11 protein-coding genes and 2 pseudogenes are annotated in these 14,044 nt (G+C 69.4%); 4 read left to right on the top strand and 9 right to left on the bottom strand.

The window, feature by feature from the left end:
• Positions 1–55: 55 nt before the first annotated feature.
• From CV023_RS10855 to CV023_RS10830, 8 genes and pseudogenes are all read right to left on the bottom strand, one after another.
• The gene (locus tag CV023_RS10855; protein WP_230745635.1) at positions 56–1,870 is read right to left on the bottom strand and encodes an ABC transporter ATP-binding protein; all 1,815 of its coding nucleotides are present in this window, start codon (positions 1,868–1,870) and stop codon (positions 56–58) included.
• 277 nt (positions 1,871–2,147) lie between these two features.
• Positions 2,148–2,567, bottom strand: a pseudogene (locus CV023_RS19020) (ATP-binding cassette domain-containing protein); the annotation flags it as partial.
• Positions 2,568–2,807: 240 nt separating this feature from the next.
• Positions 2,808–3,812, bottom strand: a complete 1,005-nt coding sequence (locus CV023_RS19015; protein ID WP_284934586.1) for an ABC transporter transmembrane domain-containing protein — start codon at positions 3,810–3,812, stop codon at positions 2,808–2,810.
• Positions 3,813–3,839: 27 nt separating this feature from the next.
• Positions 3,840–4,067 (bottom strand): annotated as a pseudogene (locus CV023_RS19010) (SIP domain-containing protein); the annotation flags it as partial.
• 30 nt (positions 4,068–4,097) lie between these two features.
• A complete protein-coding gene (locus CV023_RS10845; protein ID WP_230745634.1) occupies positions 4,098–4,883 on the bottom strand; it encodes a TetR/AcrR family transcriptional regulator in 786 nt (261 codons plus the stop codon).
• Between the two features lie 45 nt (positions 4,884–4,928).
• Positions 4,929–6,065 carry an RNA polymerase sigma factor gene (locus CV023_RS10840; protein ID WP_230745633.1) on the bottom strand — a complete coding sequence of 379 codons (1,137 nt, stop codon included), beginning with the start codon at positions 6,063–6,065 and terminating at the stop codon, positions 4,929–4,931.
• Positions 6,066–6,090: 25 nt separating this feature from the next.
• Positions 6,091–6,471 (bottom strand): YciI family protein, encoded by a 381-nt coding sequence (locus tag CV023_RS10835; protein WP_230745632.1) that lies wholly within the window; start codon positions 6,469–6,471, stop codon positions 6,091–6,093.
• 173 nt (positions 6,472–6,644) lie between these two features.
• Positions 6,645–7,202 carry a TetR/AcrR family transcriptional regulator gene (locus CV023_RS10830; protein ID WP_230745631.1) on the bottom strand — a complete coding sequence of 186 codons (558 nt, stop codon included), beginning with the start codon at positions 7,200–7,202 and terminating at the stop codon, positions 6,645–6,647.
• Between the two features lie 246 nt (positions 7,203–7,448).
• Between CV023_RS10830 and CV023_RS10825 the strand changes: the two genes are divergently transcribed.
• Positions 7,449–8,759, top strand: coding sequence for an MFS transporter (locus CV023_RS10825; protein ID WP_230745630.1), 1,311 nt, complete (start codon positions 7,449–7,451; stop codon positions 8,757–8,759).
• Here the strand turns inward: CV023_RS10825 and CV023_RS10820 are convergent.
• The gene (locus tag CV023_RS10820) at positions 8,744–10,114 is read right to left on the bottom strand and encodes an FAD-binding oxidoreductase (protein WP_230745628.1); all 1,371 of its coding nucleotides are present in this window, start codon (positions 10,112–10,114) and stop codon (positions 8,744–8,746) included. The genes CV023_RS10825 and CV023_RS10820 overlap by 16 nt on opposite strands.
• 180 nt (positions 10,115–10,294) lie before the next feature.
• Here CV023_RS10820 and CV023_RS10815 point away from each other — a divergent pair, with 180 nt between their 5' ends.
• From CV023_RS10815 to CV023_RS10805, 3 genes are all read left to right on the top strand, one after another.
• The gene (locus tag CV023_RS10815) at positions 10,295–12,091 is read left to right on the top strand and encodes a bifunctional 3'-5' exonuclease/DNA polymerase (protein ID WP_230745626.1); all 1,797 of its coding nucleotides are present in this window, start codon (positions 10,295–10,297) and stop codon (positions 12,089–12,091) included.
• Between the two features lie 192 nt (positions 12,092–12,283).
• Positions 12,284–13,360: an NAD(P)-dependent alcohol dehydrogenase gene (locus CV023_RS10810; protein ID WP_230745624.1), complete on the top strand. Its 1,077-nt coding sequence runs from the start codon at positions 12,284–12,286 to the stop codon at positions 13,358–13,360.
• Between the two features lie 138 nt (positions 13,361–13,498).
• The gene (locus tag CV023_RS10805) at positions 13,499–13,969 is read left to right on the top strand and encodes a VanZ family protein (protein WP_230745622.1); all 471 of its coding nucleotides are present in this window, start codon (positions 13,499–13,501) and stop codon (positions 13,967–13,969) included.
• Positions 13,970–14,044 lie beyond the last annotated feature (75 nt).

Below are 14,044 nucleotides of genomic sequence, written 5' to 3'. Positions count from 1 at the left end.
CCCGGGTCATCCCGAAGACGAGGTGACTCCGGTCTCAGTGGCGTGTCCTTGCCGATCAGTCCGGGTTGGGGGTTCCGAGCTTCCAATCGGCCGCCGCGTCCTGCTCGCTCCAGAAGTGGGCGAAGCGTCCGTTCGCGGCCAGCAGCTGCTCGATCGAACCGTCCTCGACCACGCCGCCGTCCGCGAGGAAGATCACACGATCGGCGGTGCGGATGCTCTCCAGGCGGTGGGCGACGAGGATGCGCGTGCGCGGGGTCGCGTCCTCGGTCAGGGCGGTGACGATCGCGGTCTCGTTCTCCGTGTCCAGGGCGCTCGTCGCCTCATCGACGAGGAGGATCGGCGCGGGCTTGAGGATGGCGCGGGCGATCGAGACCCGTTGGCGCTCGCCGCCGGACAGCGCCGTGCCGCCCTCGCCGACCTCGGCCTCCCAGCCGCCGGGCAGCCGGGTGGTCAGTTCGTCGACCCTGGCCAGGCGGGCGACGGTGTCGAGGTGGTGGTGGGTGGCGTCGGTAGTGCTGTCGGTGGCGCCGGTGGTGCCCGGGCTGCCCATGGCGCCGGCGAGGATGTTCTCGCGGATGCTGCCTTCGAACAGATAGGGATGCTGGAAGACGACGCTGGCCGCGCGCCGGCGGGTCTCGGCGTCCCAGTCGCGCGGATCCTGGCCGTCGATGAGCACCCGGCCCGAGCTCGGCTCCTGCAGGCCCGCCACGAGGGACAGGATCGTCGACTTCCCCGAACCGGAGGGTCCGATGATCGCCGTCGTCGTACCCGGTTCGACGCTGAGGTCGAGCTCATGGAGCACCTCGGCGGCGTTTTGGCCGCCGTCGGCCCGGCCCTCCTCGGTCTGTCCGTAGCGGAAGGAGACCTGCTGGAACTCGATCCGGGGCGGCGCGGCGAACTCGGCCGACGTCGTCCCGCGCGAGGTGGTCGGGGCCTCGAGGACGGCGCGGATGGTGCGCAGCACCCCGGTGGTCGTCTCGATCGCGGGGGCGAGCTCGGCCAGGGAGGTGAAGGGCTCGAGGTAGCGGGTGATGACGACGATGAGGGCGATCGCCTCGGCCACACCGAGGCGGCCCGTCACCGTCAGATAGGCGGTCGTTCCGGCGAGGATGAGCAGCGCCAGCTGGCTGGCGAGACCGAAGAGCAGCTGGCCGGGAATCTGGAGAAGCATGAGCTTCATCGTCGCCCCGTGCTGCCGGGCCAGGGCGGCTCCGACGAGGCTGCGCGCCGGTGCCGAGCGGCGGGCGGCGCGCAGGGCCTGCTGGGTGTGGGCGAATTCGACGACGCGCTCGGTCAGCTCGGTGTTCGACTCGGCCGCGGCACGGTCGGCTCGTCGTCCGATGCGGGCGCCGCCGAGGAAGGCCGCGAGCAGGATCGGGACCCCGATGAGGGCGGCGATGCCCAACGGCACCGAGATCGGCAGCAGGGCGAGGGCGATCGCGACCGGCAGGGTGATCCCGGCCAGCAGCGGGGTGAGCAGGTAGACGATGATGCCGACGAGGTCGGGTCCGCCGGAGGCGATGGCCTCCCGCGCGGTGGCGGTGTTGGAGGCGGTGAACCAACTCAGCCTGATCCGGGCCAGACGGTCGGCCACCCCGTGCTGAGCGTTGTCCAGCAGGGCGAAGCCGAGGTCGATGCCGATCCGTGAGATCACGGCGTCGATGACCCATCCGGCGGCGGTGACCAGGGCGAGCAGTCCCACCCAGGGCCAGGCGCGGGCCGGATCGGGGCCGAAAAGAGCCGCGATGAGGGGCACGAGGAGGACCGCACCGAGCGCCCGGAGGATGACGCTGAGCAGGGTCAGCCCCACGTGCAGGAACGCCTTCCGGTGACGGTCCGCGGGGAGGAGAGCGAAGAACGTGCGGATCATCGGGCGGCTCCTTCGGAGGCGGAAGCGGCGGCGCTCGCCGAGGTGGGTCGGCCTCCCGCGCGTCCCACAGCCGACGGTAGCGTCCGCCCGAGGCGAGGAGTTCGGCATGGGTGCCGGTCTCGGCGATCCGCCCGCCGTCGAGGACGACGATGGAATCGACCTCGGTGATCGTGTGGAGACGGTGGGCGATGACGAGCACGGTCCGCCCCGCCGAGAGCCGACCGAGGGCCTGCTGCACGAGGTGTTCGGATTCGGGATCGGCGAAGGCCGTGGCTTCGTCGAGGACGAGGACCGGGGTGTCGGCGAGGATCGCCCGGGCGATGCTCAGCCGCTGCCGTTCGCCGCCGGAGAGCGCGGCGTCGGGGCCGAGCACGGTGTCGTAGCCGGCCGGCAGCGCCTCGATGCGCTCGTGGATCTGGGCCTGCTTCGCGGCGTCGACGATCCGCTGCCGGTCCGCCTCGGGCACCGCGAGAGCGATGTTCTCGGCCACCGTGCCGTGGATGAGCTGGGTGTCCTGGAAGACGAATCCGACCCGCGTGTAGAGCTCATCGGTCTCGAGCTCACGCAGGTCCGTTCCGCCGATGCGCACGGCCCCGGTACCGACGTCGTGGAACCGGGCGAGCAGGGCCGCGAGCGTCGATTTCCCCGAGCCCGAGGGCCCGACGAGGGCCGTGACGGTTCCCGGCCGCAGCCTCACGCTGACATCGTCGATGACGGGCACGCCGGGTCGGTAGGCGAAGCCGACGTGGTCGAATTCGACGAGGCCCGCGGGGACTGCCGCACCGGCGGGGGAGGTGGCGTCCCCCGCCGAGGTGGGGGCTGCCTCGGCGGGAGGCGCATGGGAGTCACCGGGTGCCCGGACCGTGAGCTCCTCCTCGTCGAGGACGTTGCGGATCCGCCGGGCCGCGAGCAGCCCGGTGCTCAGCCCCGAGATGCCCTAGCCGATGCCGAGCAGGCGGGATCCGAAGGTCGTGCCGAGGAAGAGGAAAGGCAGCAGATCGATCGGATCCATCGACCCGGTCACGGTGAGCAGGGTGCCCAGGGCGATGATGAGCAGGAGGAACGTACCGGGACGGTTCGCGAGGTCCATCACCGTCTTGTACTTCGTGAAGGGTCGCTGCCAGTCCGAGAGGAAGCGGATGTATTCGTCGAGGCGGGTGCGGAACCGGGAGGCCGCCGCGCCGCCGAAGACGCGGACCACGGGCTGCCCGGCCAGGTACCCGCCGGCCTCGACGTTGAGGGTCTCCTTCCAGGTCAGGGCCTGTTTCGGCTTCGACCCGGACTGGATGAGCATGATGTACATCGCGATGATGTAGACGAGCACGGGCACGAGCAGGACGAGTCCGATGCGCCAGTCGACGATGAACAGGTAGACGAGCACCGCGATGGGAGCCACCGCTGCCTGCACGGCATCGGAGACCGCATGTGTGACGAGGTAGTGCAGGGACAGGGTGTCGTCCTGAACGATCTGCTTGATCCGGCCCGAGCCGCGATCGACGAACCACCCGAGCGGCAGTCGCGAGAGCTTGTCGAGAAGCCTCTGCCGCAGACTCCTCTCGAATCGGGCGTCGACGAGGTGGAGCCAGAACATCAGCGCCGCCGACAGCAGGATGCCGGTGGCCATGAGGCTCAGAGCCCAGATGCCCGTGGTCCAGAGTCGCTCGGCGTTCGCGCCGGAGAGCAGCTGACGGGAGAGTTCGACGAGGAGGACGTAGGGGGCGAGCTCGACGAGGGTGACGATGCCCTGGAGGATGCCCGCGATCCACAGCGTCGGCTTGAGTTCGGCGATGAGACGCCTCCCGGCATCGGCCTTCCACGAGCCCTTCGGGGGAGGGGTAGTTGAAGCCGGGCTCGCCGAGGTGGGGGCGGCGGGTGCTGCGAGGGTTTCGGGCGTCTCCGGGGTAGTCGCCTGCTGCGGCTCCTCCTTCTTTCCGCCGCGCATCGACCCGAAGGCGCGTCCCGAGTACCATTACGCACGCGCGGTGATCACGGACTTCGGGAAGCCGAACTCGTCCTTCAGCCGGGACCGCAGCTGTTTGAGCGAGCCGGACTCCGGAGCCGTCCACACGTGCCAATCCGACCAATCACGGGACTCCAGGGCCGCCGCCAGGGAGGAGTCGCCTCGGCGAGGGACCCAGTGGAGGTTCAGCCGGGGGTGATCGGCCAGGGGGATGAGGCGGTCGGTCTCCTCATGCTCTTCGAGGTAGGTTGAAACCGCGTTTGGCCATCAGAGGTCCTTCGCTGGGGTGAGTGAGGAAGGTGTGTGGGACGTGGAGGGTGTCTGGGGCGTGGAGGATGTGTGGGAGGTGGCGACGTCGCGACTCGGGGGTTCGCTGGCCTCGACCTGCGATTCGAGTTCGCCGAAGACCTCGCCGACGTCCCGGTCGGGCGGGAGGATGTCGACGATCGCGCGCACGGTGGCGGCGAGCATGAGGCGGGTGTAGCGGGGCATGCTCAGCTGCGGCAGTCGGTGGTGGGCTTCGTGGAGTCGACCGATGTCGCGCATGCCTTCGACCGCCTCGGCGCGTCGGGCCTCCCAGCCCTCTGCCCGGGCACGCTGGGCGTCCTCGGCGGCGGCGTGGCCGATGGCCTGGGTGGCCACCGCGCTGCACAGGACGATCGCGGCATCGGTCGAGTAGCCTCGGCGCTCGATCGCGGCGGTCTCCTCGGACAGCAGCCGACGACCGGCCTCACCGCGCGGGAACAGGGTCTGGACGTAGGGGGCGAGGCCGGGGGGGTCGACGACGAAGTCGAAGAGTGCGATACCGAAGGTCAGCAGCTGGGTGGGCACGTCGGCGGCGGGGTCGTCGGGCAGCTCCAGATCGGCCAGGAGACTTTCGCCGACGAGCTGTTCGAGGCCCCAGCGATTCTCTACGTGACGGTAGAGGGCAGCAGAGGAGACGCCGAGGCGGGAGGCGACACCGCCGAGGCTGAGCTCGCGCAGTCCGATGTCGCGACCTGCGGCGACGATGTCGTCGAGCTCGATCTGCCGCGGTCGTCCGCCGATGCGCATGTGGTGGTGCTGTCCTCAAAGTTAATGCCGATAACTAAGGATAGGCTAAGCAGATGATCTGGGCAATCGGGTGAGGTAGTCGCGTTCGGCCGGGTCGGTGGTCAGTTCGAGGGCGCGCCGGTGGGCCGCGGTCGCTTCATCGCGGCGGTCAAGCTGGGTGAGCAGGTGGGCGCGCAGGACCCACGCAGGTTGGAAGCCGGTCAGGCGACGGTCGTCGGAGTCGAGGGCCTCGAGTGCCGCCAGAGCGACTGCCGGCCCGTCCGCCTCGGCGAGGACCGCGGCCCGAGCAACGGACCCGCCGAGGCTCGGGGCGATCCGGTCGAGGTCGTCGTGGAGACGCAGCAGCATCGGCCAGTCCGTCTCACCTCGTCGGACGCCGGTCATATGGAGGATCTGGATCCCCGCCTCGAGGCCGAAGCGCCCGACATGACCGCAGCGATGGACCTCGCGGAGGTGATGCTCGCCCGCCGTGACGAGACTCGTGTTCCAGGCCTCGGGGTCCTGCTCGGCCAAGGGCACGAAGGCCCCGCCCTCACCTCGGCGGGCGGGAAAACGAGCAGCCGAGAGGTGGACGAGAGCCGCGAGCCCGTGGGATTCCCCGTCGCCTGGGCACAGGCGGGCGAGCAGACCCGAGAGGAAGATGGCCTCGCCGATCATCCCCTCCCTCGGCTGGGAGGTGGAATGGACCCAATCGATGGCGAAGGCGCCGTAGATCGCCTCGCACACATCGGGCAGCCGGGCCTCGAGCTCGAGCCGGTCGGGTGAGCCGAAGCCGAGGCCTGTGGCGGCGATCCGCTTCTTCGCCCGTGTCAGCCGGGCCGCCACGGTGGCCGCGGGCAATGTCATCGCCGAGGCGATCTGCCGTCCCGTCAGCCCCATCACCGCAGAGAGCATGAGCAGCGGTCGGACACCGGGGTCGATGTCCGGATGGGCGCAGGCGGTGAGGAGTTCGAGGCGTCGGTCGGGCAGGGCCTCCGGGTCGGCCTCGGCCGGGATCTCGTGCCCGGCCTCGTCGTGGACCTCGGGATCGAAGGCCACCGAGGTGCGGGCGGCCGCGGATTTCCACACGTCCCGTCGTGCGTTCAGCGCCACCCGGTAGAGCCAGCCTTCGGGGTTGCGCGGCACACCCGACTCCCGCCAGGCCCTCAGGCCCCGATCGACGGGGTCGGCCCGGTCGGTCATCGGCGTGCGATGTTCGAGCCCGTCGTCACGGCCTGGTCCAGGCGCCGTCGACGAACGAGGTCGCCGCGGGGCGCACCTCGATGGTGCCGTAGCTCGTGCCCGGGAACCTCTCCGCCCAGGCCAGGGCCGCATCCCGGTCACTCACGTCGATGACGACGACCCCGGCCAAGGCTTCCTTCGTCGCCGCGAAGGGACCGTCCTCGATGACCACCGAACCGCCTCGGCGAGTGACTGTGGTCGTCGACGCCTGGTCTGCGAGCATCTCCCAGGCGACGAAGACGCCGGCCGAGGCGAGCGCCTGGCCGTAGTCGTCCATGAGCCGCATCATCTCCTCGATGTCGTCCTGCGAGGGCGCCGGGCCATCGGCTCCGGGCTCGGATGCGTGGAAGATCAGTGAGTAGCGCATTGGTCTGGCTCCGTTCCTGTGCGGCGGCCGCATCTCGGTCGCTCACCGAGAAGACGATCGGATCATCCTCGATTCGACAGCTGGTGCCGATTATCGTCGAAATTTCTCCGGTTGGCACGGAATCAGACCCGCTGATCGCTGTCGTTCCTGGTCATCGGCCGGAAGGCTCAGGTCTAGTCGTTCAGTGATGTCACCGCGGTGACGGCCGAGCGCACGAGATCGCGGTCGGGGGCGACCCCGCCGAGGTGGTGGTGAATCGTCCAGCCCTCGATGAGTGCATCCACGGCCCGCGCCGAGGCGGGGGTGAAGTGCTCGGTGAGTGCGGAATGGCTGATGTCCATCCATGAGGAGGCGATCTCGGCCGAGTCCCGGGAGCACCGACCGTAGGAGTAGAGCTCGAAGATGCCGGCCATCTCGCGCGGGGTGATGAATTCGTCCCCGCAGATGATCTCGACGATCGACTCTCGCGCTTCGGTCAGGGACTTCGAGGAGTGGAGGCCGTCCTTGTAGCGACCCGACAGGCGGGAGACGAGCAGTCTGAAGGCCTCGGTGATGATCTCGTCGAGACCGCTGAAGTGGTAGGTCATCGAACCCAGGGGAACGCCCGCGCGGGCGGCGACCACACGGTGGGAGGCCGCAGCGACGCCCTCGTCGAGGATGAGCTCGAGCGCGGCCTGAATGATCCGCTCGCGGCGGCCGGGGTCGTTCGGAACCCCGCTGCGTGCGCTCATGTCGGGCCCCTCCCGTTCGTGTGCCTTGCGTGTTCTCGGTCTTTCGCCTGCGGTTCCCCGTCTTTCGGTTCTCCGTCTTTCGTCACCGTGAGTTCGCTCGGTCTTCCGGCGCCGTCCGTGGCGGTCGTCCTGCACAGAGTGTACATTTGTACACGCACCGGAAGTGTGTACGACTGTACCAATCGCACGGGCGGACCGTGGACCCGGGAGACACCGAAGGACAAGACCCGAGAAGGAGATGAGCCGATGCGCACCGAAGCACAGCACCATGAGACCGGGCACCGGTCGCGTCGGCCCTCCGGGGCGAGTTCGCTCAACCGGCGCCGCCTCGCCCTCCTCGCCCTCTTCTTCCTGCCCGGAATCTCGATCGCCTCCTGGGTGACCCGGACTCCGTCGATCCGTGATTCTCTCGATGCCTCGACCGCGCAGATGGGCCTTGTCCTCTTCGGCCTCTCGATCGGCTCGATGATCGGCATCCTCGGCTCCGGCCCGCTCGTCTCCCGGTGGGGAGCCCGTCCGGTGATCGTCGTCGGCACGATCGGCGTCGTCGCGAGCATGCCGATCGTCGGACTCGGTGCCGCTGTGTCCCAGCCGCTCGTCGTGGCGGCCGGGCTCGTCGTCTTCGGCCTGGGCATGGGCACCGGCGAGGTCGCGATGAACGTCGAGGGCGCCGAGCTCGAGAAGCATCTGGGCAGCCCGTTCCTGCCCGCACTGCACGGGTTCTTCAGCCTCGGCACGGTGATCGGCGCGGTGCTCGGCATCGTCGCCACCGCCGCGGACTTCTCCGTGCTCATCCACCTCGTGGCCATCGGCGTCCTCGGGGCGATCGTCCTCGTCCCGGCCATGCGCCACGTCCCCGCGGGGACGGGCAGGACCGACGCAGCGACCACCTCGGCGGATGCATCCGCCTCTGCCCATGGAGACCGGAACCCCACTGCCGCCTCGGCGGTGTCCGGATCCCGCGCTCGCCCGGTGTGGAGGGATCCGCGGCTCATCGTCATCGGCGCGATCGTGCTCGGGATGGCCCTGGCCGAGGGCACGGCCAACGACTGGCTGCCCTTGGTCATGGTCGACGGGCACGGCTTCGATGCGGCGCTGGGGTCGAGCATCTACGCGATCTTCGCCGCGTCGATGACGCTCGGCAGGTTCCTCGGCGGGCCCATCGTCGCCCGCTTCGGACGCCCGAACGTGCTGCTGGTCAGTGGAGCCTTCGGGCTCGTCGGGATCGGCCTGACCTCGCTGATCGACAGTCAGATCGTCGCCGCGGTCGCCGTCATTCTGTGGGGGCTGGGCACCTCGCTCGGCTTCCCGGTGGCGCTCTCCGAAGCCGGCGCCTCGGGACCGAACCCGGCCAAGCGCGTGGCCACGGTCTCGACGATCGGCTACCTCGCTTTCCTCGTAGGCCCACCGGCACTCGGCCTCGTCGGCGAGCATTGGGGACTGCGGAGCGCACTGCTCATCCCGATGGGAGTTCTCGTCCTCGTCGTCGCCCTCGCCCCGGTGCTGCGGCGCCGACACCGAGCCCGCCGGCCTCGCGAGCCTCAGAGCCCGAGGTAGACGGCTCCGGGATTGAGGATGTTGTCGGGATCGAGTGCCTGCTTGATCCGGTGGTTGAGCTCCATCACGTCATCGCCGAGGTGGGCCGCGAGCCAAGGTGCCTTGAGCCGGCCGACCCCGTGCTCCCCGGTGATCGTCCCGCCGAGTCCCGTCGCCAGGTCCATGACCTCGCCGTAGGCGATGCGTGCCCGCACCTGCTGGGCATCGTCCTTCGGGTCGAGGAGGAGCAGCGGATGCGTGTTGCCATCCCCGGCATGGGCGATGACCGCGATCGTCACGGCCCGCTCCTGCGAGATCTTCTCGATCCCGAGCACCAGCTCGCCGAGCATCGGCAGCGGCACCCCGACGTCCTCGAGCAGGAGCGCCCCCTTCTTCTCGACCGCGGGGATCGCCATCCGGCGGGCGGCCACGAAGGCCTCGCCCTCGTCCGGATCTTCGGTGAGATAGCACTCCGAGGCGTTGTTGGCCCGGCAGATCTCTTCGAGCTTTCCTGCCTGGGACGCCGCGTGTTCGCCGGGTTCGTCGGACTGCATGACGAGCATCGCCTCGGCCTCGCGGTCGAGTCCCATGCGGATCTCGTCCTCGACGGCGTTGATCGACGTGCGGTCCATGAACTCGAGCATCGAGGGCCGCAGCTCACGGGCGATGTCGAGCACCGCCTGCGTCGCCTCGGCGAGGTTGCGGAACATCGCGACGACGGTGGTCGGCGGCAGTTGGGCCGGGATCAGCCGCAGCGTCACCTCGGTGATGATGCCCAGCGTTCCCTCGCTGCCGACGAACAGCTTGGTCAGCGGCAGACCGGCGACGTCCTTGAGCCGGGGTCCGCCGAGTTCGACCGCGCGCCCATCGGCGAGGACGACCGTCATCCCCAGCACATAGTCCGTGGTCACACCGTATTTCACGCAGCACAGGCCGCCGGCGTTGGTGGCGATGTTGCCGCCGATCGAGCAGAACTCGAAGGAGGAGGGATCCGGCGGATACCACAGGCCGTGCTCGGCGGCAGCGGCCTTGACCTCGGCGTTGAAGGCACCCGGCTGGACCACGGCCATCCGGGTGATCGGGTCGATGTCGATCTCGCGCATCCGGTCGAGGGACAGGACGATGCCCTCGGCGATCGCGGAGCTGCCGCCGGAGAGCCCGGAGCCCGCCCCGCGGGGGACGATCGGCACCTTCGCTGCGGCTGCGATACGGACGGCGGCCTGCACATCGGCCGTCGAGGTCGCCCTGACCACAGCCAGCGGCACACCGGCGTCGGGGTCGTTCGCGCGGTCCCAGCGGTAGGCGTCCATGGAGTCGGGATCGGTGATGACGGCCGAGGAGCCGAGGGCCTCGATGAGGGAGGAGACAACGTCCATGTTGTGTGTGGGCCTTTCGTGCGATGTCCGACATCCGTGGTGTGCCGCCGACGTTACCAGGATCACATTCGGTTGTTCTCGGCGACCGTCGGTCGGACAGCGGCGGGCTAGACGGTGCGTACGCAGCCGCGTCCGCGCTGCGTCCGCGGCCGTGTCCCCGGTGCGCAGTAGGCTGGGATCATGTCCGCCGTCCCCGACCGTCCTCCCGCTGCGTGCGTGCTCGGGCGCGCCGGTGACGACCGGGTGGCCATGGTCGAGATCGATCACGGCGGAGCGGTGATCGGCAGGACCGACATCGCCGAGGCGGAGCTGCCCGAGCGGGTCCGTGACCTCGAAGAACGCAGTCGTTCGACCCGAACACCCCCGCCGAGGTGGGTCTTCAGCGACACACCGAAGTGGTACCCGCCGCTGCTGGCAGCCGGTGTCCGCATCGAACGCTGCCATGATCTGCGACTGGCCCACGCGATCCTCGCCCGCTCCGAGCTCGTGACCGAACCCGAGGCGATCCGTGCGGCCGCACAATGGGAGGCCGGGCCGACGGCGGCTGCGAGAGTCGACGCCCCTGCCGCCCTGTTCGAGGTCGCCGAAGGTCGCGGCTACGTCAGACAGGTGCCCCACAGCATCGACGAGACCCTGGCCGAATACGATCGGCAGAACCGTGCCCAGGCCGGGGCGAGCGACCCCGGGCGACTGCGCCTGCTGCTGACCGCCGAATCCGCCGGCGGTCTCGTGGCCGCGGAGATGCAAGCCGCCGGGGTGCCCTGGGACGTGGCCGAGCATGAGCGGATCCTCACAGACATCCTCGGTCCCCGCCCGATCGGGGACCGGAAGCCGGCGAAGATGCTCGCCGTCGCCGAGGAGGTGCGGGCCGCGTTCGGAGATCCGCGGGCCAATCTCGACTCGCCCGTCCGCCTGCTCCAGGCCCTGCGCAATGCCGGGATCAACGTCGCCTCGACCTCGAAATGGGAGCTCGAAACCAGCGAGCATCCGGGCGTCGAGCCGCTGCTGCGCTACAAGAAGCAGGCCCGGCTGCTCTCGGCCAACGGCTGGCACTGGCTCGACGAATGGGTCGAGCAGGGACGTTACCGGCCCGTCTATGTTCCCGGCGGAGTCGTCACCGGACGGTGGGCGGCCAGCGGCGGCGGTGCCCTGCAGATTCCGCGGCAGCTGCGCCCGGCCCTGCGCGCGGACCCCGGCTGGCGGCTGATCTCGGCCGATGTCGCCCAGCTCGAGCCTCGGGCGCTCGCCGCCATGTCCGGTGACCGGGCGATGGCCGAGGCCGGGCGGGGCCGTGACCTCTACTCGGGTCTCGTCGACGCCGGAGTAGTCGCCACGAGGCAGGAGGCGAAGATCGCCGTGCTCGGCGCCATGTACGGGTCGACGACGGGGGAGGCCGGCGCTCTTGTGCCGCGTCTGCGCACGAGCTTCCCCGCCGCGATGCACCTCGTCGACACCGCCGCCGAGGTGGGGGTGCAGGGAGGGGTCGTGTCCACCTGGTTGGGACGGACCTCCCCGGCACCCGGGCAACGGTGGCTGGAGGTGCAGAAGGCGGCGAACCAGTTCGACGCCACCGCCGCCGATGAGAACCGGGCCCGGCGCGCCGCCGGTGACCAGGGGCGATTCACTCGCAACTTCGTCGTCCAGGGCACCGCGGCCGAATGGGCCCTGGCGTGGCTCGCGGACCTCCGTCTGCGCTTGGCCCGGCTGCCGGAGGCCGGGGAGAATCTCGCGAGCGACGGGAACCCGGACGAGGGGGAGGGGTCAGCCGCCGCCTCGGGGCCGGTGTTCTCCCGACGCGCGCATCTCGTCTTCTTCCTCCACGACGAGGTCATCGTCCATGCCCCCGCCGAGCACGCCGAGGCCGCCGCAGACGCGATCAGGGAATCGGCCGCCTCGGCGGGTCGACTGCTCTTCGGGGATGCGCCGGTCGACTTCCCGCTCGATCTCGCGATCTCCGAGCGCGCGGTCAAGGACTGAGAGGTCCGCTCGCGAGCCCGGGGTGAGGAGACGGGTGAAGAATAAGCGCCCGTGCATGGAATAATCCGGGGGCTCTCGACGCTGGACGTCGTGGAACGGTGTGAGATCGTCAGCCGGCACCCGGGCCGCCATGCCCGAGCTGCCGTGCCGGACGAGCGCACCGGAATCGCCCCAGATACGTGAGGAGAACCCATGAGCATCACCGTCAAGGCTCTGCAGAAGACCGGCCCGGACCAGCCGTTCACGGTCGCGAACATCGAGCGCCGGGATCCGCGCGCCGATGACGTGGTCATCGACATCAAGGCCGCCGGGATCTGCCACAGCGACATCCACACGATCCGCAACGAATGGGGCGAGGCGAGCTTCCCGCTGACCGTCGGCCATGAGATCGCCGGCGTCGTCGAGGCGGTTGGTGAGAACGTCACCGATTGGAAGGTCGGCGACCGCGTGGGCGTGGGCTGCATGGTCGATTCCTGCGGCGAGTGCGAGGAATGCCGTGCCGGTCAGGAGCAGAACTGCCTGAACGGCAGCGTCGGTACCTACAACTCCACCGACGTCGACGGCACCGTCACCCAGGGCGGATATGCGGAGAAGGTCGTCGTCAACGCACGCTTCGTCTGCCGGATCCCCGACGCCCTCGACTTCGACGTCGCAGCACCGCTGCTCTGCGCAGGCATCACCACCTACGCCCCGCTCAACCGCTGGGGCGCCGGAGAGACAAAGAACGGGGCACCGAAGAAGGTCGCGGTCCTCGGTCTCGGCGGGCTCGGCCACATGGGCGTGCAGATCGCCGTGGCCATGGGCGCCGACGTCACCGTGCTCTCCCGGTCCATGAAGAAGGAGCAGGAGGCTCTCGAGCTCGGCGCGCAGCGGATGCTCGCGACCTCCGACGAGGACTTCTTCAGCGAGCACAAGGGTGAGTTCGACCTCATCCTCAACACGATCAGCGCCGACATCCCCGTCGACCGCTACCTGCGTCTGCTCAAGGCGCGCGGCGTCATGGCCGTCGTCGGCCTACCCCCGGAGAAGCAGGATCTGTCCTTCGCCTCGGTCATCGGCGGCGCCAAGGTGCTCGCCGGATCGAACATCGGCGGCATCCCCGAGACCCAGGAGATGCTCGACTTCTGCGCCGAGCACGGCATCGCCGCAAAGATCGAGACCGTGGGCATCGGCGAAGTCGATGTCGCCTATGACCGGGTCGTGTCCGGCGACGTGCACTTCCGCGCCGTCATCGACACCGCGAGCTTCGCGGACGCCGAGGTGGCCTGAGGGCTTCTGATGCGCTGAGTCGCTCCACTCTTCCCAGGGCCGTTCCTCTCGTCGAGAGGAGCGGCCCTGTGTCGTCTGTGATCCGGCATTGATCCGGGTCTGATCCAGCACCAAGATTCCCTCGGTAGGCTTGGGACAATGACAGGTCGCGATCGTCGAATGGGCAACGCCCCACTCATCATGCTGATCTTCTACACCCTGTTCATCGCCTTCGTCACGCTCACTCCCCAGCAGCTCGACACGGGCCCATATGGGCCGATCGGTCGGCTGCTCGAGTTCTTCGCGAGCCATTCGGCGACCGAGTGGCTGACCTATTCGCGAGTCGAGAAGCTCGCGAACGTAGGGATGTTCATCCCCTTCGGGCTCCTCCTCGCCCTTCACCTCGGACGCAGCCGCTGGTGGCTCGGCGGAGTCGTGGGGGCCGGGTTCAGTGCGGCCATCGAGATCTTCCAGGGGACGGTGCTCACGCAGACGCGGTTCGCCACCATCAGCGACCTCGTGACGAACACGATCGGTTCGGGCATCGGCGCCGCCCTCGGGCTGCTCGTCATGGTTCTGCTGCCGCCGAAGCAGGAGGAGGACCGTCCTCCGGACCGCGTGGTCAGATAAGTCGGCGGGGCCAGATAAGTCGGCGGGGCCAGTTGGAGTCGCGTGATCAGACAGAGCCTCGCAATCAGCTGAAGT

Origin of the sequence: Brevibacterium sp. CCUG 69071, from assembly GCF_021023135.1 — a bacterium.
Taxonomy (GTDB): Bacteria; Actinomycetota; Actinomycetes; order Actinomycetales; family Brevibacteriaceae; genus Brevibacterium.
Note: the sequence above shows the minus strand (reverse complement) of the source record. Positions and strands in the feature narration are given on the sequence as shown.